The organism is Syntrophorhabdaceae bacterium (assembly GCA_028698615.1).
GTDB lineage: Bacteria > Desulfobacterota > Syntrophorhabdia > Syntrophorhabdales > Syntrophorhabdaceae > Delta-02.
Genome location: JAQVWF010000001.1, coordinates 200915 through 226896, shown reverse-complemented (window position 1 = coordinate 226896; position 25982 = coordinate 200915). Strand labels below are relative to the sequence as shown.

General features: G+C 55.6%; 28 protein-coding genes. 15 read left to right on the top strand and 13 right to left on the bottom strand.

The genetic code is table 11. The annotated features are described in order from the left end of the window. The 5 genes from PHC90_01155 to PHC90_01135 all read left to right on the top strand — a co-directional run. Positions 1 to 675: 2-hydroxyacyl-CoA dehydratase family protein (locus tag PHC90_01155; GenBank protein ID MDD3844946.1), on the top strand; the 675-nt coding region annotated here is incomplete at its 5' end. Between the two features lie 18 nt (positions 676 to 693). Continuing rightward, positions 694 to 1800: an ABC transporter substrate-binding protein gene (locus tag PHC90_01150; GenBank protein MDD3844945.1), complete on the top strand. Its 1107-nt coding sequence runs from the start codon at positions 694 to 696 to the stop codon at positions 1798 to 1800. 1 nt (position 1801) lies between these two features. Next, on the top strand, positions 1802 to 2644 hold the full coding sequence (locus PHC90_01145; GenBank protein ID MDD3844944.1) for an ABC transporter permease: 843 nt from the start codon (positions 1802 to 1804) through the stop codon (positions 2642 to 2644). Beyond that, positions 2623 to 3447, top strand: a complete 825-nt coding sequence (locus PHC90_01140; protein ID MDD3844943.1) for an ABC transporter ATP-binding protein — start codon at positions 2623 to 2625, stop codon at positions 3445 to 3447. The genes PHC90_01145 and PHC90_01140 overlap by 22 nt, the downstream gene beginning before the upstream one ends. Positions 3448 to 3541: 94 nt before the next feature. After that, positions 3542 to 3793, top strand: coding sequence for a hypothetical protein (locus PHC90_01135; protein ID MDD3844942.1), 252 nt, complete (start codon positions 3542 to 3544; stop codon positions 3791 to 3793). A gap of 112 nt (positions 3794 to 3905) precedes the next feature. Here PHC90_01135 and PHC90_01130 read toward each other — a convergent pair whose 3' ends face one another. Further along, entirely contained in the window at positions 3906 to 4148 is a 243-nt protein-coding gene (locus PHC90_01130) for a hypothetical protein (protein ID MDD3844941.1), read from the bottom strand. A 347-nt stretch (positions 4149 to 4495) separates the two neighbouring features. Between PHC90_01130 and PHC90_01125 the strand changes: the two genes are divergently transcribed. The 7 genes from PHC90_01125 (at position 4496) to PHC90_01095 (ending at position 12407) form a co-directional block, all read left to right on the top strand. After that, positions 4496 to 5905: an amidophosphoribosyltransferase gene (locus PHC90_01125; protein MDD3844940.1), complete on the top strand. Its 1410-nt coding sequence runs from the start codon at positions 4496 to 4498 to the stop codon at positions 5903 to 5905. A gap of 21 nt (positions 5906 to 5926) precedes the next feature. Next, positions 5927 to 7942 (top strand): radical SAM protein, encoded by a 2016-nt coding sequence (locus PHC90_01120; GenBank protein ID MDD3844939.1) that lies wholly within the window; start codon positions 5927 to 5929, stop codon positions 7940 to 7942. Between the two features lie 39 nt (positions 7943 to 7981). Then, positions 7982 to 8950: a glucokinase gene (locus PHC90_01115; protein ID MDD3844938.1), complete on the top strand. Its 969-nt coding sequence runs from the start codon at positions 7982 to 7984 to the stop codon at positions 8948 to 8950. A gap of 254 nt (positions 8951 to 9204) precedes the next feature. Beyond that, positions 9205 to 10173 (top strand): ATP-binding protein, encoded by a 969-nt coding sequence (locus PHC90_01110; protein MDD3844937.1) that lies wholly within the window; start codon positions 9205 to 9207, stop codon positions 10171 to 10173. Between the two features lie 63 nt (positions 10174 to 10236). Beyond that, the gene (locus tag PHC90_01105; GenBank protein ID MDD3844936.1) at positions 10237 to 11082 is read left to right on the top strand and encodes a GNAT family N-acetyltransferase; all 846 of its coding nucleotides are present in this window, start codon (positions 10237 to 10239) and stop codon (positions 11080 to 11082) included. 72 nt (positions 11083 to 11154) lie between these two features. Beyond that, the gene (locus tag PHC90_01100) at positions 11155 to 11664 is read left to right on the top strand and encodes a hypothetical protein (GenBank protein ID MDD3844935.1); all 510 of its coding nucleotides are present in this window, start codon (positions 11155 to 11157) and stop codon (positions 11662 to 11664) included. A gap of 116 nt (positions 11665 to 11780) precedes the next feature. After that, a complete protein-coding gene (locus PHC90_01095; protein ID MDD3844934.1) occupies positions 11781 to 12407 on the top strand; it encodes an HAD family phosphatase in 627 nt (208 codons plus the stop codon). A 62-nt stretch (positions 12408 to 12469) separates the two neighbouring features. On the opposite strand, the gene PHC90_01090 is transcribed toward PHC90_01095, so the two are convergent. From PHC90_01090 to PHC90_01080, 3 genes are all read right to left on the bottom strand, one after another. Next, entirely contained in the window at positions 12470 to 13468 is a 999-nt protein-coding gene (locus PHC90_01090) for a GGGtGRT protein (GenBank protein MDD3844933.1), read from the bottom strand. Positions 13469 to 13482: 14 nt separating this feature from the next. Beyond that, the gene (locus tag PHC90_01085) at positions 13483 to 14175 is read right to left on the bottom strand and encodes a hypothetical protein (protein ID MDD3844932.1); all 693 of its coding nucleotides are present in this window, start codon (positions 14173 to 14175) and stop codon (positions 13483 to 13485) included. A gap of 237 nt (positions 14176 to 14412) precedes the next feature. Then, positions 14413 to 14913: a putative metallopeptidase gene (locus PHC90_01080; protein MDD3844931.1), complete on the bottom strand. Its 501-nt coding sequence runs from the start codon at positions 14911 to 14913 to the stop codon at positions 14413 to 14415. 167 nt (positions 14914 to 15080) lie between these two features. Here PHC90_01080 and PHC90_01075 point away from each other — a divergent pair, with 167 nt between their 5' ends. Further along, entirely contained in the window at positions 15081 to 16055 is a 975-nt protein-coding gene (locus PHC90_01075; protein ID MDD3844930.1) for a proline iminopeptidase-family hydrolase, read from the top strand. Positions 16056 to 16425: 370 nt separating this feature from the next. Here PHC90_01075 and PHC90_01070 read toward each other — a convergent pair whose 3' ends face one another. From PHC90_01070 to PHC90_01060, 3 genes are all read right to left on the bottom strand, one after another. Then, positions 16426 to 16647 (bottom strand): hypothetical protein, encoded by a 222-nt coding sequence (locus PHC90_01070; GenBank protein ID MDD3844929.1) that lies wholly within the window; start codon positions 16645 to 16647, stop codon positions 16426 to 16428. A gap of 178 nt (positions 16648 to 16825) precedes the next feature. Beyond that, positions 16826 to 17179, bottom strand: coding sequence for a hypothetical protein (locus tag PHC90_01065; GenBank protein MDD3844928.1), 354 nt, complete (start codon positions 17177 to 17179; stop codon positions 16826 to 16828). After that, positions 17160 to 17840 carry a hypothetical protein gene (locus PHC90_01060; protein MDD3844927.1) on the bottom strand — a complete coding sequence of 227 codons (681 nt, stop codon included), beginning with the start codon at positions 17838 to 17840 and terminating at the stop codon, positions 17160 to 17162. The genes PHC90_01065 and PHC90_01060 overlap by 20 nt, the downstream gene beginning before the upstream one ends. 234 nt (positions 17841 to 18074) lie before the next feature. On the opposite strand from PHC90_01060, the gene PHC90_01055 reads away from it, so the two are divergent. Then, positions 18075 to 18254 carry a DUF6485 family protein gene (locus PHC90_01055; protein ID MDD3844926.1) on the top strand — a complete coding sequence of 60 codons (180 nt, stop codon included), beginning with the start codon at positions 18075 to 18077 and terminating at the stop codon, positions 18252 to 18254. Between the two features lie 119 nt (positions 18255 to 18373). Here the strand turns inward: PHC90_01055 and PHC90_01050 are convergent, their stop codons facing one another. Further along, a complete protein-coding gene (locus PHC90_01050) occupies positions 18374 to 18865 on the bottom strand; it encodes a hypothetical protein (protein ID MDD3844925.1) in 492 nt (163 codons plus the stop codon). Between the two features lie 228 nt (positions 18866 to 19093). Between PHC90_01050 and PHC90_01045 the strand changes: the two genes are divergently transcribed. Next, positions 19094 to 20974 carry a hypothetical protein gene (locus tag PHC90_01045; GenBank protein ID MDD3844924.1) on the top strand — a complete coding sequence of 627 codons (1881 nt, stop codon included), beginning with the start codon at positions 19094 to 19096 and terminating at the stop codon, positions 20972 to 20974. 8 nt (positions 20975 to 20982) lie between these two features. On the opposite strand, the gene recO is transcribed toward PHC90_01045, so the two are convergent. The 5 genes from recO to PHC90_01020 form a co-directional block, all read right to left on the bottom strand. After that, the gene (gene recO / locus PHC90_01040) at positions 20983 to 21720 is read right to left on the bottom strand and encodes a DNA repair protein RecO (GenBank protein ID MDD3844923.1); all 738 of its coding nucleotides are present in this window, start codon (positions 21718 to 21720) and stop codon (positions 20983 to 20985) included. Between the two features lie 18 nt (positions 21721 to 21738). Continuing rightward, positions 21739 to 22266 (bottom strand): molybdopterin-guanine dinucleotide biosynthesis protein B, encoded by a 528-nt coding sequence (gene mobB / locus PHC90_01035; protein ID MDD3844922.1) that lies wholly within the window; start codon positions 22264 to 22266, stop codon positions 21739 to 21741. After that, on the bottom strand, positions 22263 to 22808 hold the full coding sequence (locus PHC90_01030) for an NUDIX hydrolase (GenBank protein MDD3844921.1): 546 nt from the start codon (positions 22806 to 22808) through the stop codon (positions 22263 to 22265). The genes mobB and PHC90_01030 overlap by 4 nt, the downstream gene beginning before the upstream one ends. A 97-nt stretch (positions 22809 to 22905) precedes the next feature. Beyond that, entirely contained in the window at positions 22906 to 25248 is a 2343-nt protein-coding gene (locus PHC90_01025) for a VIT domain-containing protein (GenBank protein MDD3844920.1), read from the bottom strand. Positions 25249 to 25402: 154 nt separating this feature from the next. Beyond that, entirely contained in the window at positions 25403 to 25942 is a 540-nt protein-coding gene (locus tag PHC90_01020; protein ID MDD3844919.1) for a tetratricopeptide repeat protein, read from the bottom strand. Positions 25943 to 25982: the final 40 nt, after the last annotated feature.

The following is a 25982-nucleotide window of genomic DNA, read 5'->3' as shown; positions in this document are numbered from 1 at the left end:
GCCATCAGGGACATCAACCTCAGGAACGCAATGATGCGGGAGGTCTTCGAGTTTGCCGCGCTTCGGCCTTCCGTTGTGAGCTGGCGGGAGATGTACGACCTCACCTTCCTGGCCCAGGGATCATCGGGGAAAGAGATGGAGCCCGTCCTCGCCGAGGCTTTGAAGAAGCTCGAGGAACGCCGTGACAGTGGATATGCTTACAGACCAGCCGGCACGCCCCGCGTAATGGTGACGGGCTGTCCTGTCGGAGGGGATGCCGAGAAGGTCTTCAGGATCATCGAAGAGGCTGGCGGCGTGATCGTCGTACTCGATGCCTGTTCGGGGTTCAAGCCTTACATGACGGACACCGTGCAGGGGACAGGCGACCCGGTGCGGGCGCTGGCCCAGCGGTATCTGGCCATACCTTGCTCCTGCATGACCCCGAATACGCGGCGCCTTACCGAGATAACCCGCCTGATCGACACATTCAAGCCCGACGCCGTCATTGACGTCGTGCTGCAGGCGTGCCACTCCTTTAACATCGAATCCCACAAGGTGGGGGAATACGTCCAGAAGAACCACGGTCTGCCGTTCCTCAAGATCGTGACCGATTTTTCGCTCAGCGATGAGGAACAGGTACGCACCCGCATCGAAGCTCTTTTGGAATCCTGTTTTGTACAGAACATATCACACTAAGAGGAGGTACGGACATCCATGTTTAAGAATCTGAAGCCGATGTTTTTCGTTGTTATCTTTGTGGCCTTTTTCCTTGTTTCCGGCGCCTTTGCGGCCGACGTCCCCAATCTGAAGATGGGCTATATCTTCACGACCCACCACACCTCGTTCATCGTGGCGGCACAGAAGGGAGAAGCCTTCAAGGACATGGGCGTCTACCTGCGGCCGGTTGTCGCCAAAGACAAGTATGAACTGGTGGTTAACGGTAAACCCATAGCCGTTTTCCAACTCATCGTCGCAAAAAGCGGATCGGAGACGGCGGCGCTCTTCGCGCGCAATCAGCTCGATCTGGCCATGGCCTCGGTGACCGCCATCATGTCGGGGATCGACAAAGGCACTCCCATCAAGATCTTAAGTCCCCTCCAGACCGAGGGGATGGGGCTCGTGGTCCCCAAGGATTCTCCCCTCACCGATTGGAGCTCTTTCATGAACCACGTAAGGAAGGCTGACAAACCCGTCAAGGTCGGGTACCACTCACCGACGAGCGCGCCGAAGATCGTCCTGGAAGGCGCGTTGAAGAAGGCCGGGATCACGGTGACCGAAGACCCCAACGACCAGTCGGCAAAGGTCCTCCTTGCCGACCTTAAGGGCACGACAAATATGATCCCCGCCCTGGCGAGCAAGCAGGTTGACGCGATCGTGGGGCCATCGCCCTTCCCCGAGGTCGCCGTAAGCCGCGGCGTGGGAAAGATCCTCGTTAACCTGCGGGACCTGCCGCCGACGGGTTACTGGCATGACTTCCCCTGCTGTGTCACGGCGGCGAGCGATCAGACCATTGCCAAACATCCTGAAGTGGTGCAAAAGTTCGTGGAACTCATTGCAAGGAGCAACGCCTGGTGCAACAAAAACAGGCTGGAGGCCGCAACCCTTACCGCGCAGTGGATTGGTCTTCCCGCCGATGCCGCAAGGGCGTCGACGCTCGTCTTTCTGCCAAAATTCAACAGGAGCTGGATGAGGGGTGCCGACAAGCTGATGGCCGTCCTCAACGAGATGGGAAATTTCAAGGGCTCGCTGAAGGGCAAGAAGATCGATGAGGTAAAACCGGTCCTTTTCGACATGCGCTTCATCGACAAAGTAAAGATGTAGAATGCGCTTGAAGGATACACTCGTCAGGGCGGGCGCTTACCTGCTTGTGCCCTGTCTTTTTCTTATCCTCTGGGACGTCATGGCCCGGCAATTGAACAACGAGGTCATCCTGCCCGGTGTCGGGCAGGTGACCGAGTTGTTCGTGAAGCCGACGGAGAGCCTCATCGCAATGGGGTCCCTCGCCATCAACGTGGCCATCAGTCTCGTCAGGGTGCTCGCCGGCTACCTGCTTGCCGCCTGCATAGCCGTACCGTTGGGTATCTTTATGGGATACTATGGAACGGTATTCAGGCTTCTGAATGGCTTTCTGGCGCTTTTCAGGCCAATCCCGCCCCTGGCCTGGGTGCCGCTGGTGCTTGCCTGGTTTGGAGTGACAAGCCTCGCGACGCTCTTTGATGTACAAAATGGGCTGGCCTATCTCTATCTCAACAATCTGAAGTTCTCGATGGTCTTTATCATCTTCATAGGGGCCTTCTACCCGATACTGACCAGCACCATTCACGGCGTCATGGGCGTTCGGAGCACCCTTCTGGATTCGGCGCGGGTGCTGGGGGCCAGCGAGCGGGACATATTCCGGAAGATCCTGTTGCCTGCCGCGTCCCCCTCCATAGTCAACGGCATGCGGATCGGGCTTGGGGTGGCCTGGATGTGCCTCGTGTCGGCCGAAATGCTGCCGGGGAGTCTTTCCGGTGTCGGCTACCTCATCACCCACGCCTATACGCTCGCAAGAACGGACATCGTCATTGCCGGCATGATCAGTATCGGCGCCATCGGCGCTTTTCTGGACCTCTTCTTTCGGTTTATCGAGGACCGCAAGTTCGCATGGACAAGGTTGACACGATGAAGGCCAGCCCCATTCTCCGTATCCATGCGCTGCAGAAGGAGTTCCGGAGCAACAACGGCGCAGCCGTGGAGGCAGTGGCCCAGGTCAGTTTCGACGTCCCCGAGAACGATTTCGTGTGCATAGTGGGACCGTCGGGGTGTGGAAAATCCACCCTCCTGCGCATGATAGCAGGCCTCGAGACAACCACCTCCGGCAGAATAGACTACAGGGGTGAGGCAATCTCGCGGCCGCGAAAGGAAATCGGTATGGTATTTCAGGAATACTCCCTCCTGCCGTGGAGGCACGTGCTTGACAACGTCGCTCTGGGCCCCGAGTTCCTCGGCGCGCCGCGGTTACTGCGCGAGGCAAAAGCGATGGAGTACCTGCGCCTTGTGGGCATGGAAGATTTCTGGCGGGCCTTCCCCCATGAGCTCTCGGGCGGCATGAGACAACGCGTTGCCATCGTCAGAGCTCTTGCCAACAACCCCGACGTCCTCCTCATGGACGAACCCTTCGGCGCCCTCGATGCACACACCAGGATCCTCCTGCAAAAGGAGCTTCTCCGGATCTGGGAAAACCACCGCAAGACGATCCTCTTCGTGACCCACGGTGTGGACGAGGCCATATATCTCGCCGACCGCATCATGGTCATGTCCGCGAGACCGGGCCGGATACTTGAGGTCATCGATGTGGAAATGGAGCGCCCCAGAGCGCGGGCGCATCCCTCCTACGGACCCCTGGCGGAAAGGATCCTGGCGATCCTCGAACAGGAGTCTGCCCTTTCTTTCTGTGACTCAGGCACACTTCAGCATAACGACGGATGACGATAACACATATTTGATTGCCGAACGATTCTGGATTAAACTACCTTCCAGAGCGCCCGATGGTCGGGCAAAATACAGGAAAGCGGGTGCGATCATGGCAAACCACTCCCATCTGTTCGTAGAGACCTTTGACGGATTTCTCGGTTACGGCATGGACAGGCAAACCGATGAGGATACGGTGCGGGTGTTCCTGCAGAAATTCTCCGATGACGATCTCATGGAAACAGTCCTGAAACGGATGTCTGATGACGATCTGGCAGAGGTATTTGAGGTCATAGGAAAGATGCTTAAAAAACACCTCACCGAACCCGAATACCATCGATTATTCCTCAAGGATGAAGATTGACCAAAGGGTTGAAAGTTCCCGGGGAACCCTTCATGGCAAGGAAATGTTTACATCGATCTTGCTTGGCTGTGGACAAAGAGCCTCTCGTCACAGACGTGGTTCCGGGCGGGGGCTAGTTAAGGATATTGAAGCTTGCCGGGATCTTGCGTTTGCATATGGGGCACACGGGTTCGATAAGCGTAAAGGTCTTGCCGAAGACATCAACGCTCTTGAAGAACACGCCCGGGGCCTCGCGAAGGTTTTTTTCGCTGAAGATCTTGCCGCATTCACATGCAGGATATTCCTGGCGGATAGTCGTTCCCCTGAATGCCTGATCGGCGTATCTGGTGACCATTTTTTCCTCTTCCGTTGTCATGGCTCTAATATAATCTCCTCGTTCGTATTTGGCAACCCCATTCCTGATGTTCCTGCGTTTCCGGCTTCGTCTTTCTCAACATCGTCCTGCAACTGTATTCGGTATCTGCGGGGAGAAACTTAATCCGGTAAGATCGCACAGACATGGCCGGAACCGGCAGGCACAAGACGCAGGGCGTCAGGAGCGGATGCCTCATGTTTCCGCAGGGGTGCAAGGCTCCTGCCGGGTGGCCGCAGGGGGCTGTTCATTCCTGTGGAATTTTCCGGGGAATGTATATATCATATCCTTGCCAGCAAAAAAGCTTTCACGACATCAGAGCGCAACTGGACAATCAAGGAGGGCGCAGTATGAGCGGAGTTTTCGGCATAACATCGAAGAAGAACTGCGCGAGCAACCTGCTCTATGGTACCGATTATCATTCGCATATGGGCACGGAATATGGAGGAATGGCCGTACTGGGAGACCAGTTCCACCGCAGCATACACGACATCCGCAAGTCGCAGTTCAAATCAAAGTTTTTTGAAGAATACAAGGAAATGGAAGGTAACTCGGGTATCGGCGTCATTAGCGACCGCGACGCTCAGCCGCTCATCATAGGCTCCAAATTCGGCACCTTTGCCATCGTTTCCACGGGCATTGTGGAGAATACCAACGAACTCGCCAAGGAGCTTCTTGACGCCGGTGAGACATTCAGCGAAATGTCCGGCGGCGGCATTAACTCCGTCGAACTTATTGCCAAGTTGATCACCCAGGGGGATACGCTGATTGACGGTATTCGGGGCGTCTACGACCGTATCGAAGGATCCGCGTCTATTCTGCTTCTCAGGGAGGACGGCATCTATGCGGCCAGGGACCGTCTGGGACGGACTCCACTCGTCGTCGGCGAGAAGGACGGAGACTGGGCCGTGGCTACCGAGGACTGCTCCTTTCTGAATCTCGGGTTCCATGTCACCAAATACCTCGAACCGGGCGAGATCGTCAGCATCGGGCCTTCAGGCCTTCAGGTGCGGCAACCCGGCGGGAACCACAACCAGATATGTGCCTTTCTCTGGATATACACGGGATATCCCGCCTCCAGTTACGAAGGGATAAATGTGGAGGTGGTCCGCGAACGGTCGGGGAGGTTTCTCGCCAAGAATGATAAGGTGGAGGCCGATCTCGTCGCTGGTGTTCCCGATTCGGGGGTCGGCCATGCCATCGGCTACTCCATGGAGTCGGGCCTCCCCTATCGCAGGCCTCTTGTCAAATACACGCCCGGATACGGCAGGAGCTATACCCCACCCTCTCAGGAGATACGGGATCTCGTGGCCACCATGAAGCTCATACCCGTTCGGGACGTCATCGCCGGCAACCGCATCGTCCTGTGCGAGGATTCCATCGTGCGGGGCACACAACTCAAAAATTTCACCGTCGTAAAACTCTGGGACTCGGGCGCAAAGGAGATACATGTCCGCCCGGCCTGTCCGCCTCTCATGTTCCACTGCAAGTTCGCCCTTTCCACGAGGTCCATCGACGAACTCGTCGCCCGCCGGGCCATCAATGATATCGAGGGAGCACCTACGGAGGATATTGCGGAATATCTCGATGACACCTCGGAAAAGTACCGCAAAATGGTCGAGTGGATCGCCAGGGAGATCAACGTTACCACCCTAAAGTTTCAAAAGATCGGTGATATGATAGAGGCCATCGGCCTGCCCCGGGAGAAGCTATGCCTTCACTGCTGGACCGGGGAAGGCGGCCCCTGCTGTACGCAGTGACGTGACGAATGACGAGGTGATATGAGGGGAGACGAATTCTTTCGTCAGCTTGCCGCACGGGAGCCTTTTGCCGGTTTGCATCCATCCGTGGGAGCCTTTTTCAGGGAATACCTCTCCCGTGAGAAGGCTGTCAGTTTCGACGGCCGTTTCGTCGTCAACGCCCATTTTCCTCCCTTTCCCGGCGGCGCATTCGATAATCTCGCGGAGCATTTCGGCGCCCTCGGAGAACGGGGCAACCGCAGGCTCTATTCCGTCACATTGGGAGTCACCAACCGCTGCCGGTACCGGTGCTGGCATTGCTACAATGCCGGGCGGAAACAGCGCGACCTCAGCCTTCGCAACGTGGAAAAGATCGCGCGTCAGCTTTCCGGGCTCGGCAGCGTTATGGTCACCCTCTCCGGAGGTGAACCGCTCCTGCGGAGGGACCTCGAAGACATAGTGGGCTTTTTCGACAGCAGGTCCTGCCTCATGCTCAACACCACCGGCTCGGGCCTGACGGAAGATCGTGCCAGAAGGCTGAAAGAAAAGGGCCTCTTTGCCATTGGCGTCAGCCTCGATTCAATGAACTCAGAAGAACATGATAGGAAACGCGGGAGACGGGGGGCATTCCGGACCGCCCTGAGAGCCTTGCACACGGCGTCCGAGAGCGGCCTTTACCCTTACGTCGTCACGGTGGCCAGCCGGGAGATCCTGAAGCCGGACAACTTCATGAGATTCATCGAGTTCGCCGGCAGATCACGTGCCCGCGAGGTCCACCTTCTTGAGCCGTGCCCCACGGGGAGGCTCTCGGGCAGAGGCGACGTGGTTCTCGACCCTGCCGGGCGAAAGCTCATTCTCGACTATCAGCACGAGGTGGCGGCGAGAGAAGACCTGCCCATACTCTCCACTTTTCTCTATCTCGAATCTCAAAATGCCTTCGGCTGCGGAGCGGGGCTCACCTATCTTTATATCGATGGCAGCGGCGAGGTCTGCCCCTGCAATCTCATCCCCCTAAGCTTCGGCAATGCGGTAAGGGAGCCCCTGACGGCTATCCTCGAACGGATGGGGAGACATTTCGCGAAACCCCGGGCATCCTGCGTGGGCCATATCCTGGCAGGACACATCCCCGAGGGACCCATACCGGCTCCGCCAGAGATATCCGAAAAGGTTTGTGGGGAGCACCTTCCTCGCAGACACAGGCTTCCTCGCTTTTTTACCGTTAAAAGAGGCGCAACGGCAAGTGTCGGCAGCGCCGAACTGCGCCACGCCTACGACAGGATCTGCTGCGATTACGATCGGCACTGGCTCAGCGAGGCAGGCAAACCCGTTCGGAAGCTCGTGGAAAAACTGACGCCCGGGGGGGCCATGAGGATATTCGAGGCAGGATGCGGCAGCGGTTATGCTACAGCGCTTCTGGCGGAGGGTTTTGGCCCCTCCTGCGGGATAACGGCCGCTGACATATCGCGGGAGATGATAGGTGTTGCCCGGAAGCGCATCCGCGCTGCAGGCCACGGCAACGTCCGGTTCTTTCAGGGAGACGCCCTGAGGGCATTGCGGCGGCGTGGCCCCTTCGACCTTGTCTTTACAAGCTGGGTCCTGGGATATATCCCCCTTCAGCCTTTCTTTGAGACCACTGCGGCATCCCTTGATGAAGGCGGCCGTCTCGCCTTTATCGTTCACCGGCAGAATTCGCCCGCCCGGGAGCTGGGAATATTTCGTGAACTTGTTGCCGAGGACCCTTCGGTGCTCAAGAAACGTATCCATTTCGACTTTCCCGAGGGCAGGTCCCAGGTGGAGCGGCTTCTTGAAAGAACGGGCCTCCTTCCCGAAGAGATCTCCGAGAGCCGGATCGTGTTCCGGTGCGCCTCGCCGGAGGGCGTCCTGGAGCATCTCATCGGGTCCGGCGCAGGAACAGCCTTCTACGATGCCCTCGACCCTGTCAGGAGACAGGATATGGAGGCCAGATTCAAAAAAGTCCTGTCCGGCGGCGGCTCGGGGCAGGGGGTCTACGATGTCGTGCATGAATTCGTTCTGTGCGTTGCACGAAAGGCCGCTTGAGGCCGCAAGACGCACAGCGCGGAGATGGGAGGTGGAACCATGAAGAATATTATGGCCGTGGACATAGGGGGAACGAACAGCCGTTTCGCGCACTTTGCCATCGATGACAAAGAAACCCTGTCATACATCGGCGGGCTGAGACTGAAGACAGCCAGCGCGTCGTCCCTTGACGATCTCATCGAGAAGGCACACAGAGAAGGTCCGATACCGGCGGGCGCACGGTGGGATGCCGTGGTCCTCGCCGTGCCCGGGGCAGTTAAGGAAGAGACCTATGCGAAGCTGGCGAACGTCCCCTGGGCAGTGGATGTATCCGGCCTTCGGGAACGCACCGTCGGCACGAAGATACTCCTCATCAATGATTTCGTTGCGCAGGCCTTTGCCTGCCCCCTGGGGGACCGGCTCACGAAGGAGATCGTGCAGGCCGGCGAGGCGCAGCCAGGCGCCAGCATAGGTGTGATAGGCGCAGGTACGGGTCTCGGGCACTGTGCTCTCGCATCGACGCAAGGGGACACTCTCCTGCCCTTGCCTTCAGAGGCCGGGCACGCCGCTTTCCCCTTCTATGGAAACGCCGAAACGGCCTACCGGGATTTTCTCCTCGACAGGACACAGGCCGAGTATCCCTATGGTGATATCGTCGTGAGCGGACCGGGCCTCACCCATCTTCATGCCTTCCTGACGGGTCGCGAGCTCCCGCCGGAAAAGATCGTCACCGAGATTACCCCGGAGGCGGAGACGACCGTCCTTTTCGCCCGCTTCTACGCCCGTGCCTGCCGCAACTATGCGCTCACCGTCCTCACCCTGGGTGGTCTCTTTATCGCAGGCGGCGTCGCAATGAAAAACCCCTTCCTCGTCGTGAACAACCATTTCAGGGAGGAATTCACTCATTCGGTCCACTATGGCGCGATGCTCGAAAAGATCCCCGTATCCCTCATGCTGAGCGAGGACAGCGGCCTGTGGGGGGCCGCCAATTTTGGTGCCATCAACCTGGGAAGGGAGAAACGATCGTGAGAAAAGCAGGCAGAGCCCAATGACGGATGACGGAAAGGTAAGGTCCAACAGCCTCGTCTGCGTTGTATCGGCGATTGCCGCGACGGGAGGGCTGCCCGCTGGAATCAATTGAAGCGGGTATGAGAGCCCTGCGGCCCTCGCGGAAGTGGGGAAATATAGAAGATAAGGCAGGTAATGGGAAATGGGAAAGATGGACGGTTTCCCTGTTACCCATAATCGATCACCCGTTTCAATAAAACCTAAAAGGAGGCGGTATGGCAGGTTCCAGGGAGATCAAGGCAAAGGGGATGAACGTGAAGAAGTTTGTCGACGAGAAGGTGGAGGAAATACGCGCCGCCGTCGGCAAGGGGGTGGCGATCAACGCCCTGTCGGGCGGGGTCGATTCCTCGGTGGTCACCATGCTGGGCCACAAGGCGTTGGGTGACAGGCTGAAGACCTATTTCATCGACACGGGCCTCATGCGCAAGGACGAACCCGAGCGCATAGCGTCAATCTTCAAGGGTCTTGGCGTCAACATCGAGATCCTCGATGCCAAAGCGAAGTTCTTCAAGGCGCTCAAGGGAATAACCGACCCGGAGCAGAAACGCGAGGCCATCACCCAAACATTTTACAAGGATGTTTTTGGCAGGCTCGTCACGAAAAGCAAGGCAAAGTACCTTCTCCAGGGGACGATCCTCACCGATATCGACGAGACGGTGGCAGGCATCAAGAGGCAGCATAACGTTTTCGAACAGCTCGGCATAGATCCGAAGAAGGCCTTCGGCTATCATATCCTCGAACCTCTTGTTCAACTCCGCAAGGACGGCGTCCGCAAGGTTGGAGCAGTGCTCGGCCTGCCCGCTTTCATGTACAAACGCATACCCTTCCCGGGTCCCGCTCTGGCCGCCCGCGTCGTCGGCGAGATAACACCCGAAAAGGTGGAGATCGTGAGACTCGCGACGGTCGTCGTTGAGGAAGAGCTCGCAAAAGTGAAGGCCTTTCAGTACCTGGCCATCCTTCACGAGGACAGGATGACGGGGATGCGCGACGGCAAGAGGGACTTCGGCCGCCAGATAGAGGTGCGCTGCTGGGATTCCGTGGATGCCCGCAAGGCGACTCCGACAAACCTGCCCTTCTCGAAGCTGACAAGGATAGCCTCCAGGATATGCCGGGAAGTGCCCGGCGTAGTAAGCGTAACTTACAATATCGCCGCAAAGCCGCCTTCAACGATCGAAGCGATCTAGGGGCGGGGCCGCAAGGCTTCAGAGCCCGGCGACGAAAAACCATTATCGACGGGAAAGACACGAATGGTTGAGAGTGGATTCATTATAAGACGGATGGAGAGGAAGGATGTTGAGCTTGCCGTGAAGTGGGCAGCCGAGGAAGGCTGGAACCCCGGCTTGAATGATGCGGTTTGCTTCCACCACGCGGATCCCCATGGTTTTTTCACGGGAGAACTGAACGGTGAACCGATAGGCTGCATTTCAGCGGTATCCTATGGGGACTCCTTCGGGTTCATAGGTTTCTATATCATCAGAAAAGAACAGCGCGGAAAATGGTATGGCGTCGAGCTTGGGAGACATGCGATGAGCCATCTCGGCACCCGCAACATTGGTATCGACGGAGTGGTAAAGAAGATAGGGAATTATGAAAAGTTCGGTTTTACACTTGCCCACAGGAACACCCGATATGAAGGCAAAGGCGGGGGGTCAAGCTCTGCTGGCATCGTTGAGCTGACAACCCTCGCCTTTGAAGCACTCGTTTCCTATGACGCCTCCATTTTTCCGGCGCGGCGGGCACGCTTTCTCGAACAATGGATCACGCAGCCCGGCGGCACATCCCTCGGTTTCCTCAAGGACACAGAACTGAAAGGCTACGGTGTGATCCGCCCCTGCAAGACAGGATTTAAAATGGGCCCCCTTTTTGCTGATTCCTTCGACATCGCCCGGAGATTGTTTGATGCCCTGGCAGGAACGGTATCGCCGCGAACACCTGTTTTTCTGGATGTTCCCGCAACAAATCCTGCCGGCCTTGCGCTCGTACAGTATGGGAACCTGGCGCCCGTATTTGAAACAGGCAGAATGTACAACAGGGAAATACCTGCCGTCCCGATGGAGAAGGTATTCGGGATCACAAGCTTTGAGCTTGGCTGATCGACTCTTTTTTTATTGCACAACCTTTACAATTCAGATAAAAAGAGGAAACAAACAATGAGGAGGAAGAATATGTCGTGCAGAAATGGTGTTCTTTTTTTGGCTGCGATCCTGATGATAGTTGTCGTTCTGCCCGGGTGCGGAAAAAGTCCTGAAGAAAAGGCAATGGAAAAACTTATCGAACAGGGTACCGGCGGCAAGGTCACGGTCGATTCTGCCCGGGGAAAGATACAGATAACGGATAAGGAAGGGAAGGCGACGATAACGGCGGGTGCGGCGACAGAGGTTCCCGCAGGCTTTCCGACGGACATCCCCATCTATCCAAATACAAAGGTGATCAATACAATGACGGCGGGCGATATATTACACGTTACCCTCATCAGTGAGGAAGGCGTTGGAAAGATTGCCAGCTCCTACAAGCAAAAGATGAAGGCGCAAGGGTGGAAAGAGACGACCTCCCTCGCCGTGGAAAATACGGTAACCATGGCCTACGCGAAGGGCAATAGGAACGCAACCGTCGTTGTAAGCGAGGCCGAAAAGGGAAAGACGGGAATTCAGCTTCAGGTATCGGCAAAGAAATAAGGAAGGCAGCGTGCCGCGGCTGCCGGGAAGGGGATGCGGTCGAATGGAAGGTTTCCGCAGGGATTAAGGGATACCGGTAAAGGAGATCGTCTATCAACCGGAGAGGATGGGAAACTATGACCTCTGGCACATGTGACCTGGATGTAGTGCTTTTTGATTTCGGGGGTGTTCTGGCCGACGAAGGATTTGCAAAGGGGCTTGGCGCCATCGCGGCAAGGAACGGACTCAACGAAATGGATTTCATCGGCCTGGCCCGCGAACTCATACACACCACAGGATACATCACGGGCCAGGCCGATGAACACACTTACTGGCAGGCAATACGGGACAGAACGGGGATAACGGGCAGCGACTATGAATTCCGAAACGAGATCCTCTCCCGGTTCACCCCGAGGCCCTGGATGCTCGACATCGCAAAAAGACTCAAAGCATCGGGAATCCCCGCCGTCATCCTCAGCGACCAGACCAACTGGCTTGACGAACTCAACGAAATCCACGCTTTCTTCAAACACTTCGACATCGTCTTCAACAGCTACCATCTCGGTAAATGCAAGATGGATCCCACGCACTTCACCGACACCATCTCCCGTCTTCAGGCAGCGCCGGAGCGCATGCTCTTCATCGACGACAGCGAAGACCACTGCGAAAGGGCCCGCCTGTCAGGCATGAAAGCCATCCGCTTCGCAAGCCGCGAACAATTCCTGAAGGACCTGTCACATTATTGTCACGGCATCGCCCCTTAACCCCAGAACCTTCCAAAGCTAAGGGGCTCTCCCCCATCACCCGTTACCCATGGCCTGTCCCATTACTTCCCCGCCTGTTCTACCGCCACCGCCACCGCGACGGTTGCGCCTACCATGGGGTTGTTGCCCATGCCGAGAAAACCCATCATCTCCACATGCGCCGGCACCGACGATGAACCTGCGAACTGCGCGTCGGAGTGCATCCGGCCCATCGTGTCCGTCATGCCGTATGAAGCCGGGCCCGCGGCCATGTTGTCGGGATGGAGGGTCCTGCCCGTGCCGCCTCCCGAAGCGACTGAGAAATATTTCCGGTTCGCCCCGTTGCACTCTTTTTTGTATGTGCCTGCGACGGGGTGCTGGAAGCGCGTCGGATTCGTTGAATTCCCGGTGATGGAAACATCCACTTTTTCATGGTGCATAATGGCGACACCCTCACGGACGTCATCGGCGCCGTAGCATCTCACCGCCGCCTTGTCACCTTTTGAATAGGGCCGGCTTTCCACGATCTCGAGCTTTCCCGAATGGTAATCGAATTTCGTTCTCACGTAGGTGAACCCGTTTATCCGGGAGATGATCTGTGCCGCGTCCTTCCCGAGCCCGTTCAGGACAACCTGCAGGGGCTGGTGCCTCACCTTGTTTGCCGACTTGGCAATGCCGATAGCGCCTTCGGCGGCGGCAAACGACTCGTGTCCCGCGAGAAATGCGAAACATCTGGTGTCTTCCCTCAAAAGCATGGCAGCCAGGTTCCCGTGTCCCAGGCCAACTTTTCTGTCATCTGCAACGGAGCCGGGAATGCAGAATGCCTGCAGCCCTTCACCGATGGCCTCGGCGGCATCCGCCGCTTTCGTGCAGCCCCTCTTAATGGCTATGGATGCGCCGACGATGTAAGCCCAGCCAACATTCTCAAAGCATATCGGCTGGGTTTCCTTTGCGATCTTGTATGGATCCACGCCCTTGCTGTCACAGATCTTCTTCGCTTCCTCGATAGATGTGATGCCGTATTTATTCAGCGTGGCGTTGATCAGCCCGATCCTTCTGTCGTAGTTCTCGAAAAGTGCCATATCGTCATCCCTCCTTATTCATGTCTCGGGTCGATCAACTTCACGGCTTCGTCAACCCTTCCGTATTTTCCGGAAGCCTTCTGAAGGGCCTCGTTGGCATCCATGCCCTTGGCTATCATCTCCATCATTCTTCCCAGGCTCACGAATTCGTAGCCGATTATTTCGCTGTTCTCATCGAGGGCGATCTTCCTCACGTAGCCCTCGGCCATTTCCAGGTACCTGGGCCCCTTGGCCACTGTGCCGTACATCGTGGCCACCTGGCTCCGCAGTCCCTTCCCGAGGTCCTCAAGCCCGGCGCCTATCGCCAGTCCGCCTTCGGAAAAGGCGGACTGGCTTCTCCCGTAGACTATCTGGAGGAAAAGTTCCCTCATTGCCGTATTGATAGCATCGCACACAAGGTCCGTATTCAACGCCTCAAGTATCGTTTTCCCGGGCAAGATCTCGGCACACATGGCGGCAGAGTGGGTCATGCCCGAGCAACCAATCGCCTCCACCAATGCCTCTTCGATGATCCCGTCCTTGACATTGAGGGTCAACTTGCAGGCCCCCTGCTGCGGCGCGCACCACCCTATCCCGTGCGTAAAAGCGCATATATCCTTAACTTCCTTTACCTGTGTCCACTTGCCTTCCTGCGGTATCGCCGCGGGGCCATGGTTCGCTCCCTTGGTCACGGAGCACATCTTCTCCACTTCCTGCGAGTACATCATAAGAGTATATCCTCCTGTGTTGGTTTATTGCGGTTCAATCAGTGCGATTCGTGAGGCACGGCTATATTATACAACCTTAGCGGTACCGATGTCATGGGATGATTACAACTCGAAGTTACGAAGGATAACATTGTGCAAAAATGCGGCCTGACCCTGGCTGGTCCCGGGGTCAGGCCGCTAGCTTTCTCTTTCAGTCCCCTCAACGACGGGGCGGTGTGAGACGGTTTTTTAAATCCCTTATTCTCTCGTCTTTTTCCTTTTCTTCTCCGTGCGGGCCTCTTTTTCCTGTTCGTAGATGTCCTCTGTGAGAGTGGCCACGCGCTCGCGCCAGCGGGGGTCGTTCTTGTTGAGTTCAACCTCCTCGTAGAAGTCGGAGATGCTGTGATTGAGAAGTTTGTACGGGTTGTCGTCGACCTCTATGTCGAAGAAGGTGTGCCTCAGTTCATGGCGCAGTATCTTTACTCTGTCGAGATCGGTGATGTTGTCCCAGCATTTCTTGTCGAGGGTGATGATATAATCATATCCTTCGATGATATCGACACCGTTCCTGGTGAGATGGCGAACAAGGTCGTTCGTCTTGATGATCCGTGCGAGGACAACCATGCCGCCGGATTTTCTTTTTTTCAGGTCAAAGAGGACCTTTATCTTTGCATTCACCAATTCGGGAAAGTCCTGTGATCTCACCTCTTTGAGCAGATCCATGACATGATCGTTCACCTCGTCGTAGCGTAATCCCATAGTGCCTCCTGAAGAAAATACGAATTTTAAGCGGACGGGCAAGATTACCATGAGGGGTGGTCAAAAAGCAAGGAACCGGTGCCGACGGTTTGCGTTCTTGACACGAAACTGACAGAACCGGTATAAGAAGCATAACGGGCACGAGTGGCCGACAAAAGGAGGAGACGATGGGTCGCTTGAGGACACGGGGCAGACCATATATGAGAAAGGCCTTTGCGGTATGGCTCATCCTTCTCGCCGTCTTGTGCCTTGCCGCATGCCCTGCCGCCGATGTCCTCACCGAGCGTGAAGGGTTCGTCGAGGTCACCGGCGGCAGGGTATGGTACCGCATCGTCGGCTCCGGCAACGAAACCCCCGTCATTCTTCTTCACGGGGGGCCGGGCAGCGCCAGTGATTATCTCAAGCCCCTCGAGAAACTTGCCGTGGACCGGCCCGTCATCTTCTATGACCAGCTAGGCTCCGGCAGGTCGGACCGCCCCGCCGACAGGACGCTGTGGCGCATCGAAAGGTTCGTCGAGGAACTCTCCCGCGTCAGGGCGGCCCTGAAACTGAAAGATATTCACCTCTACGGACACTCCTGGGGGACCATGATCGCCGTAGATTACATGCTGACGAAACCTGCCGGGGTAAAGAGCCTTATCCTCGCGAGCCCTTGCCTCAGTGTAAAGCGATGGGTGGAAGATGCGGATGCCCTCATCCTCCAGATGCCTTTACAGATACGACGGGTGATCAGGCACCACGAACGGGAAGGCACAACCGGTTCAAAGGAATATGAACAGGCCGTGGGGGAATATCTCAAGCGCCACCTGTGCCGCCTTGACCCATGGCCGCCCGGGCTTTTGCAGGCATTCAACATGTCAAACCAGGAGATCTACGGGATCATGTGGGGACCAAGCGAATTCCACCCGACGGGAAACCTTAAGACTTACGAGCGCGTCTCCCGGCTTCGTGAGATCAGGGTGCCCACCTTTTTTACGGCTGGCCGGTACGATGAAGCAACGCCGGGGGCAACGGAATGGTATCGTTCCCATGTACCCGACTCTTCCCTGCAGATATTCGAGAAAAGTGCACACCTCCCCATGTTCGAGGAACCCGAGACCTACCTGGAGAGCATCAGGGGGTTTCTGAAGAAAGAGAAGTAATGGGTAATGGGTCATACCTGTCCAAAATAGATTTATGGCACCGGACAGGCAGACCCGAGATGTTCCTTCCGAAAGTCCACGGAGAGCGGAATGACCAATAACCAATGCACCAATGACTGAAAGAAAAGAATACCAACCAGAGGAGAAGCGGCACCTGTATTTATTTTTTTGGTTATTGGAATTTGGTCAATTGGTCATTCTCCTTGCTTCCTGAATACCGGGCAGTATGAGATCCAGCTCCAACTGCGGAAGAGGCCAACCTCGTTTTGGAACAGGGGTTTTGACTGTCCCGGACCGTTGGTGCGGCTGATCAGGCGTTGGAGAAAGGGATTATTTTGGACAGCAGTGAGGTCTTTCCCATCACCTGCCTTTATTTCACATACCAGTTCCTGCCCGTTTTCTTCACATAGATCCGGGCGACGGTGCCGCAGTCGTCACAGACATCGGCGAAGAACTGCTCGGTGCCCATGATCACAAATTTGGTTTTGTAAGCAAGCCCTATTCTGCCCGCATCCGCTGTCTGGTCAACCGTTACACCGCGTACGATATTGCTCCCCCCGCAATGGGGGCATTTCCCGGTCTTCTCGTCCATCGCGCCTCCGTCCGTTCCATAGAGCCGCCCTCAGGCGGGCTGCCGCGGCACACCTCATGACCGTCGCGGCGCAATAGCGTAAAGTGTTCGCCGGAACATGTCAAGTTCCGGAATGTCCTGTCCTGAACGGTCCTTTCTGGTGACAAGACGTGGGTAACCCGCCGCGCCCCACTTGCTGTTACCTGTCACGGTCATGTTCTTCATCTCTCGTACCCGTGGACCCGAGGTCGTGGTGTTTCACGTCTCCGGCAACGGCCTCTTCGAGGACAAGAATCTCATTTCTTTTTTTCTTCTCCAGCTGCCCGACAAGGCTTTCAATCTTGTCGACGAGCTCACCCGCGGTGATCTTTCCCGCAACGTAGTCCTCCTTGTGGCGGGTGATGGAGGAGACGAGGTCGACGGCGACTATCTTCTGCGCGAAGAAAAAGTCATAGACGGCAACGGTGACAGCACAACAGGCGATAGACGTGATGATGATGATAACAAACCCCTTCGCGCCCAAACCGGTCCTGTCAGTAACGTGCACCGGCATAAACGTCCTCCTTTCCTGCCGGTTCCTCCTCGGCGCTCTTTATCACGATCCTGACGTTGAGAAGCTTGGCGGCGGTGGCAACATTGGCGCCTCCTTTCCCGACGAAGAAACCGCAATACCTGGGATCCACCCTCACTACGGCTTCCCGAAGACCCTGCGAATAGAGCACCTGAACCACCTTATCCGCCGGTGCCGGGACGAGGGAATTGACTATGTATTCTTTCATGTTCGTGCTATAGCGGACAATGGTGATGGTGTCGGTGGTGTATGACTTCACCTTATCGAGATAAGGAAGCGAAGCTGATAATGGATCGTAATTTCTGAGGCCCTCGATGGAGACCTTGGCAAAGGCGCCGTTTACCACGCTGGCCGCCCTTCGTACCCGAACCCTTCCATCGCGTATGATGGGCGAAAGGGCCTCTTCCGTGATGCGGCGGAAATACTGCGGCGATCTCTGGCTCAGGAAGACCCTGCCGTTTCCCATCAAGAACACCGCGGCCACCGTTTCTTCCCCATGTCTGTATTCCCTGCTGGCATACCTCTTGGGCAGATAGGCCAACAGATCAGTTCCCATGACGAGGACGAGGTAGGCATCCCTGCCGGGCAGGTCCTTGACGATGACACATTGTATGAGACGACCTATCTTGATTGTTGTCATCATGTTTCCCCCTGACATGTTTTCACTGCACAGGAGTATTACTTCTGGAAGAGAAAAAAAGGGCCAAGAATAATGACGGGTGGCGGGCTGCAGCGAACGGGAAGGGAAGGCTCCTGCGACCTATTGCCCGTTACCCGTCTCTTTTTCGGTATCTATCCCCGAATCCTTGAAACTCTGGAACCTTCTTTATATACTGTTGGTCAAATACACACTGAGGTGAGTAAGATGGAATGCACCATGGAGAAAAACAGGGCCGCCTGCACGTGCACCTATGATTCCTGTTCGCGTAAAGGAAAATGCTGCGAATGCGTGGCGTATCACAGAAGCAAGAAACAGCTTCCCGGCTGCTTCTTTTCAAAGGAGGGCGAGGCCTCCTACGATCGTTCCTACCAAAGGTTTGTCATGGAGAACGCATAAGAACGGTTTCAGGGAAAAGACAAAAGAACAACAAATCATAGTGATGGCAAAACGATCGCTGACCAGTGCAGATGGTGCCCGGGGCTTTTGCTTGAAACGTGAAACTTGAGACGGTTTTTCTACTCTTCCAGTTCCTCGAGTGTTTCCTGGGCTTTTATGCGGACCTCTTTGACCTTGTGAGCCATGGCGGCGATGGAGATCTTCCGCTTGGCATCCTCCTGCTGGCGCGGCGGCAATGAAGCATAGAGCTCCAGGAGCTTATCCAGGGTTGCACCGCAGACATCGCTGTCCTTGAGATCGAGGAAAAGGATGAGCGTCGGCGTGTCGTCGGGCAGACCGTATTTTGCCATGTATTTCTCGGCCTGCTTCGCAAAAGCCTCCGATCCGTAAGCGTTATGAAGCCTCGCAAAAAGCTTGTCGTGCTCGGGGGTCCCCTTGTCTCCCTTGAAGAGCCTGTCCAGGGCGTCCTTCACCCTTCCCTGCTGCCAGCGGTCCTTGGGCGCCTCCCTCTTTTTCCCTTCTCCTTTTTCCTGCCTGCCGTAAAAAGTGCTTCTATCCCTGCGGCGATCAAGCTCGCGCCAATCAGGTCTTTCGTCGTCGTAATCTCCCATGACTACCCCGTTTTCTATTTTGTCTTAATTATAATAGATAGCAGCCAAAATTTCACACTTTTCTCGTCCATGGACCGGGAGCTTCAAGCCCCGGAACATTGAAGCTTCGAAACACTTTGTCCGAAGGTCCTCGAAAGGACGCTTAAAGGGCTCAAAAGACGCTCCTTCCCTTGACTAAGCAGCTCCAAACCTTTATTATTTACTCTCAATCCTATGCAGACAACCATTGTGCGTAACTCGCTCATATCCCGTCGAGGGCTGCAACAGTTCCTCAGTCTTCCCGGGGAAGACCTTGTTTATGTCTCTCTCCTCGAGATACTCTCAAAATTTCAGGACATCAAGCAGTTCGCCAGCGAGATCCACACCGAGATCCACCTCATAAAACCCATCCTTAAGATACTTGGCTACGCCTATGAATCGAAGCCGAAGTACTTCGATGATTCCATAAAGGGGCCCGATGTCGCCCTTTTCGCGACGGAGGCGCAACGGGACAGGACATCTCCTCTGTGGGGCACGCCGGAATACTATGAGAACACGCTGGCCGTCCTTCTTCTCAAGCGCTTCGGGCGAAACCTCGAGGAGGGCGTCAGCGGTTTCTACCTGGAGTTCGAAAATCGCATTCCCCTCTACCAGCTTTTCTATTTCCTGAAGAATACAAAGACGCCCTGGGGCATCCTCACCAACGGCAAGCAATGGATGCTCATGAAGAAACCCGTCGCCTATGAAACGAGGATATTTTCCATCGACCTGGAGGAGGCCATCGACGCGAACGACAGGGACGCTCTTAATCTTTTCTGCAAGGTCTTTTCGCTCGGCGGGCTTTCAACGATGCTCCCCGACCTCCATGAAGGTGAGCGTCAGGCCCTCATCAGCCGGCTTCAGGAGAAGAAGGTATCCATACACAACGCCACGGCGGGCTTCAAGAAAAAAACGGAGGTATTCCCCAGGATCGTAGGAGGGCTTTCGGACCTTTTCGAAGAGGATGTTTTCACCACTACGAGAACCTACCTCACAGAAAATAACGTGTACGTGGCAAACAGAAGCGCCTCCCCCGACAGCGTCGACGAATTCAACCTTGCGGACATAGCATCTTATCTTCTCAACAAGAAAGGTGCGGCTCCTCCCGTCGATCTCGAAAGGATACTCTTGCGGACAAAACCGGGGCAGGTGACGAAAGAGGAGCTTCTCACGTTGAAGATACTCGATATGACGCCCGGCTTCGGGAACATCACGTCGCAACTCGTGGACGCCATAGCTTATTTCTCGTTCGTCCTTCCTTATCGTGACAGGAACACCTTCGTGGCGCAATGGGAGGATGAAAAAACCCTCAAGCTATACATCCTTCAAAAGATCCTCTACGGTATTGAGAAATCGCATGTGGCCTACGACATCCTGCAGTGTGCAATGAAGGGCCGCTATGGAACCGAGGCCGTCAACTACAGGTTCGGCAACCCATTGATCGGGATGTCTCTGGCCGACATTGCACCTCATGTGGACATCAAGAACCAGGCGGGGCTTTTTTCGAAAAACCCCCTCGACATCCTCGCGGATGTCAGGCAGATGTACCGCCACTATTTTTCTCTTTCGGAGAAGATAAAGGAAGACATGGTGGTAAAGGAAGAGATAGCCTTAAAACTCAACCTCTACTGCGAACGGATACGCGACGTGATGGACCTCATAACGTCCACCTACTTCAGCAGGGCCGTCGATGAAAGAAGGATCCACGAAGCACTGGCCATGCTCGATTCAGAAAATGCCTCATGGAACTCACTGACATCGCAGGACTGGTTTGCCGAAGCAAGGCGCATCGCGAGGCGCAATGGTTTCTTTCACCTCGAGATCGAGTTCCCCTTCCTCGTCGACGGCGCTTTTGACTATATCTTCGTCCAGCCCTCCCTCACCCACATATGGGAAGACCCCTTCCCGCTCCCCGAGGTGACAAAGGCACACATCAAGCGGGGAATGACGTTCCTGAAGCCTGAAGGCACAATGGTCTTGCTCCTCGAGCATCCCGACGAAGACCTCCTCGCCCAACTGGCCCACTCCAAACGATACGAAACACAGGCCGCAGAGAACATGATACTGCTCACGAAGAAGAAAATGACCTGAAACTGTCTTTAGAACATCAGACTCTTCAGGAGCCGGTAGGACCTGAAGTCTACGTCTATGTGGTATGTTATGAAGCCTTCCATTATTTCTTGAGCTTCGTGTTCGAGGGCAGGTGTCGCAAAACCGTTTTGCATGGCCTTCGCTGCAAGAAAGCCCGGTATGAGGCCCTGCGCGCATCGTCTGTGGGGAAGGGATCGTGCGCACGTGCCGCAGAGGATACCGCCCCGTTCACGTGAAAAATAGAGTTTTTCGCCCTCCGCCATGTCGGCGCCGCAATAGACACAGGTATCGAAATTAGGGTGGTAGCCCAGGATATCGAGCATGAGAAGCTGATAGTGGAGGATGTCGGTATAGACGGGGTCCCTGGCCCTCACAAGGTCAATGAACTTCTTCAACGCGGCGAAAAGTGCGCCATGGGGCTCTCTTTCCCTGGTGAGCCTGTCCACGAATTCAGCAAAGAAGGATGCGCCGCAGATCCTTCTTATATTTATCTCGATGCCGTTGTTGGACACAAGGAGATCGGCGTTGTCTATACGCACCATACCGCGGCCGTGCTTGTCGAAGTACTCGACGCGGATATGATTGAAGGGTTCGAGGGTATTCATGAATCGCTTCTGGCTCTTGCCCGCCCCCTTTGCGATGGCGGACACCTTTCCGGCCTGAAGGGTTAAGAGGTGGATGATCCTGTCCGATTCACCGTAGGCACGCTTAGAAAGGACTATTGCCTCATCCTTATGAAGAGACATCGAAACCCCGGGAAAAGGTCATGGAATGCCCCTGCTCAGGATGTGCGAAGTTATGAATTGGGCTATGGCGGGGATGTCGTTGCGGGAAAAGCGCGGCAGGGGAACGTCGATGTCCTCGTCGGTGACGATGGCTATGAATCCATCGTCACCGGAAAGACAAAGCGGCGGCTCACCCCGGTCCGCGGTGAAGACCTCGATCTTCGGTGACCTTTCATGCTTGAATCCTTCCACCACCACCATGTCCATATCCATGGCATAGAGCGCGATGATATCATCAAGGGATGGTTCATCCTCAAAGTCCTTCACGACCCCCAGCCCCGTTCGGGACACGAGAATGGAAGTGGCCGCGCCGGCGTGTTTGAACCGGTATGAATCCTTCCCGGGGACATCGAACTCAAGTTCGTGGTGGGTATGTTTGATGACGGCAACGCGCAGGCCCTGTCCCCTGAATAGAGGAAGGAGCCTTTCTATGAGGGTCGTCTTGCCGCTTCCTGACCTGCCTGCAATGCCGATGACAGGACTTTTTTTCGACCCTGCCTTCGTCATTGCGAGCACAGCTTCTTCATGAAATAGAAGTGAAAGGCAACGATCACAAGGGAATGATTTATGCCTCCGCCCGCTATGATGGGCGGGATCTCGTCCGAAGACATAAGCACCACTTCGATGTCCTCGTCGGGGTCAAGCGCCTTTTCCGATATCTCCCGGGCATTCTCTATCAGGTAGGTATAGCAGCGGTTGTTGAATATGGCAGGGTTGGGGTTTACAAAGCCAAGAAGCTGGACACTGTCGCCTGCGTATCCCGTCTCCTCGAGCAATTCCCGCTGCGCCGCCTCGCCGGCGTCTTCCTCATCCACGAGCCCGCCGGGTATCTCGAGTGTCACCTCTTTGGAACCGTGCCTGTACTGCTTGATCATCACGATCTTGCCCTCGGGAGTCACGGGTATGACATTGACCCAGTCGCGGGTGTCGATCGTGTAGAACGTGCCGACCTTTTTCGTCCTCGGAGACACGGCAAGTTCCGATTGTATCCGGAACACGCGATAATCCCTGTCCACCTTCGATTCGAGAAGTTCCCATTCCTTGATCATAATGGATAAGAAAATACCATGCGGCGGGAGGTAAATGCAACAGGGAGCATTAACAAGGCCGGGCCTGACGACCCGGCCTTGCATCTAACACACAGTCTCAGGGTTTGACCACAAGATTGATGTTAATCACTGCTTCCTTGCCGTCCTGGGTCCGTGCAAATTTGAGCCGCTTCATGACTGCCATTATGCATTTTTCCAGGGAACCGCTCTTCGGGGTCTTGAACTTTACGTCCTTCACGGTCCCGTCGGAATTTACGGTCAACGTTACAACATAACTGACGGGGCCCATGATGCCGGCGCAACATGCCGCGATATCACGCTCGCTCTTCCTTATGGTTTCCAGCGCTGCCTGTTTCCCGATACCGCCCGATACCGAAACCTCACCAATTGAGACCGTCGGGCTGGCGGGCGCTTTCCTCTTCTCACCGTCTTTCGCCGGGACGTCTGCCTTGAGACCCGTTTCCATACGCCCCGGACGAGAATACTGGGATGGATACGCCGGCGGCGCCATTGCCATAGTTTTCATCTGGCCGCCCCCGACCGCATAACCCGAGACACCCTCGGGCAAAGGCAGCGGCTGGTTCACTGTCGCCGGTTTCTCGCCCGTGTTCCTCACCTGGTTGTCGACAGCAACGAAAGAGGTGTAGGCCGTCAGGAGGTTATAGCTAAGGCCGAGTTCGGTCACTTCCCCGACACGTTTGTCATTGGAGCGAAGCTTGTTGTAGTCCGACAGGAGCGTTATGCGATGACGTGCCCAGAGATACCGCAATGCAACATTCTCCTTCATCGGTCTCGCTGCCGCGACATCGGTGGACTGTGTGAACTTCCCGCTTCCCGAGGTACCGGTCACTGTTATGGTGCCTTTCGCACTCCCTTTCCATTTACCGAAGATTACGACCGGGCGATCGGCAAGAACGTCGGGGACCGAGGGAGGCTCCACGTCATAGGCGGAAAATCCGTTGAAATTCACCTTGATTTTCGTCAGGACCGGCGACTCTATCATCGCGCGGAAACGGTCTGCCTGGGCCGGCGCGTCTGCGGGCTTCGTGATGACAAGAGGTTCACCCATCCCAACGCGGGCCATGCCTTCGATGATGTGACGGTTTACGGAACTGCCGATACCGAAGGCGAACATGTTCGCATCGTTCAAATGGGTGCGGATAAGATCGAAAACCTCTTCCTCGACCCTGACGTATCCGTCGGTGACGACTATGACACTTCGGGAATAGTTTTCGAGTTTGGGGAGCTTGAGGACGCGGTCCAGCGCCGGCAGAAGTTCCGTGCCTCCCCCGCCGTGCTGACGGTCGATGATGTTGATGGCATTGTCCACATTCTCCTTTGTCGCCGCCACAGACCTTTCGGACATGAGCCTCGAGCCGCCGGAGAACAGGAGCACGTTAAACGTATCGGTGGGACGGAGGTTGCCGATGAGATTCCTGAGCAGTCTTTTCGATATGTCGAGAGGAAAGCCGTGCATGGAACCGGAAACGTCCACGACAAAGATATACTCCCTGCCCGGTATCTCGGCGGTCTTAACCCTTTTGGGAGGCTGCAGCATGTAGAGGAAGAAATTTTCCTTTTCACCCTCGTAGAGGAGAAGGCCCGATTGTATCTTGTCTCCGGCGAGGCGCCAGCGAAGTATATAGTCCTTGTTGCCCCCGCTCCTGTCTGATCTGTCAAGGGTCACTTTTGCATTTGCGGGACCCTTGAAGGCCGTATTCACCTTGTGGGAGGTGGAGGCGAGTTCCTTGATGGGCATACCGGCGGCGATGTTGACTGTCATATCAAAGGTGTACGTGGGCTTTTCACCTTCGCGCAGATAAGGGTTCTGCACCCATTTTTCGGAAGGCAATGACCCGTTGTCCGGCTTGTTCGAGTAACGCGGGCCGACAACGGTGGGATAGGCAAACTCATAGATCCTGTCCGCAGGGACGAGGAGCTCCGTATATTTCAGTTCCACGCGTATCTCATCGCCCGGCATGATGTTCGCAACGTTCATCTGAAAAACGTTCGGTCTTTGCTGTTCCAGAAGAGATGCGCTCTTGCCCTGTTTTTTTGCATCTTCGTAATCCTTGCGGGCCTCATCGCGCTTCTTGATCTTCGCTTCGATGACGCGCTTGCCGATCACCATCTTCATGCCGTACACGGCGGCTCGGGTGGAGGCCGGAAAGACATAGATCGCCTCCAGGGCCTTCTTGCCTTCGTTCTTGTACACCTGTGTCACCGTCACGTCGGCAATGACGCCTGAAATATTAACCACGGCGGATGTGGATTTGAGAGGCAGCTGGTCAAGCTTTGGGTCATCACTCTTGACGAAGAAATAGGGAGAGAGGGTCTTGTCCGCCCCCTCTTCCACCTTCTGCGTGTGGGACAGGCCGGGAAGGAAGAAAAGGGAACATAGTACAATGAAGAAGAGAAGAAAAACCGAAGCACCTTTCATGGACAACCTCCTTGTAATTGCTGTTTTCATTCTTTCCGGTGAGACAAGGGAGGGTGGAAAAAAGTTCCGGGAAAAGTTCAAACGACCGTTGCGGGCAGAGAGTTACAAGTCAGACCTTTTGGCTTCTTCTCCAACGCGGAACGCGCAACAACCCTTACCACGCTATCTTCCTCGCCATGAGCACCCCCTGCGCACGAGGGTTGCCCACGCGGGCGGCGCCCTGGTAATCTTTCACTGCCTGTTCGCCGTTTCCTTTGGCTTCGTAGGCCTGGGCCCGATTGAAGTACGCATCCCCGTTGCGTGGGTCTATCTCTATGGCTTTCGAGTAATCGACTATCGCCCGGTCCTGATCACCTTTGAGCGAATAGGCGATGCCCCGCACGAGATAGAGTTCATCATCCGTGGGATCGAGCTCAATCGCTTTGGCGTAATCGGCGATGGCCTCATCATGCCTGCCCATCTTTTGATATATATACCCCCGTGCCGCATAGGGCACGGGATCTCTCGGGGCATAGCGGATGGCCCTGGTGAAGTCTTTCAGGGCCTCTTCATAGTTTCCCTGAGCCGCGTCAAATTCCCCGAACTTCTCGAGATAGGACACGTTGCAGGCGCAAAGGAACAAAAGTGAGACCAGCACAAACAATGTGCCTGAGCGAATTATGACTCTCTGCATTCTTCCTGTCCGGATCATCATGTCATACCTCTCCTCGTCTGGTCAGTTAAACCCGATTATA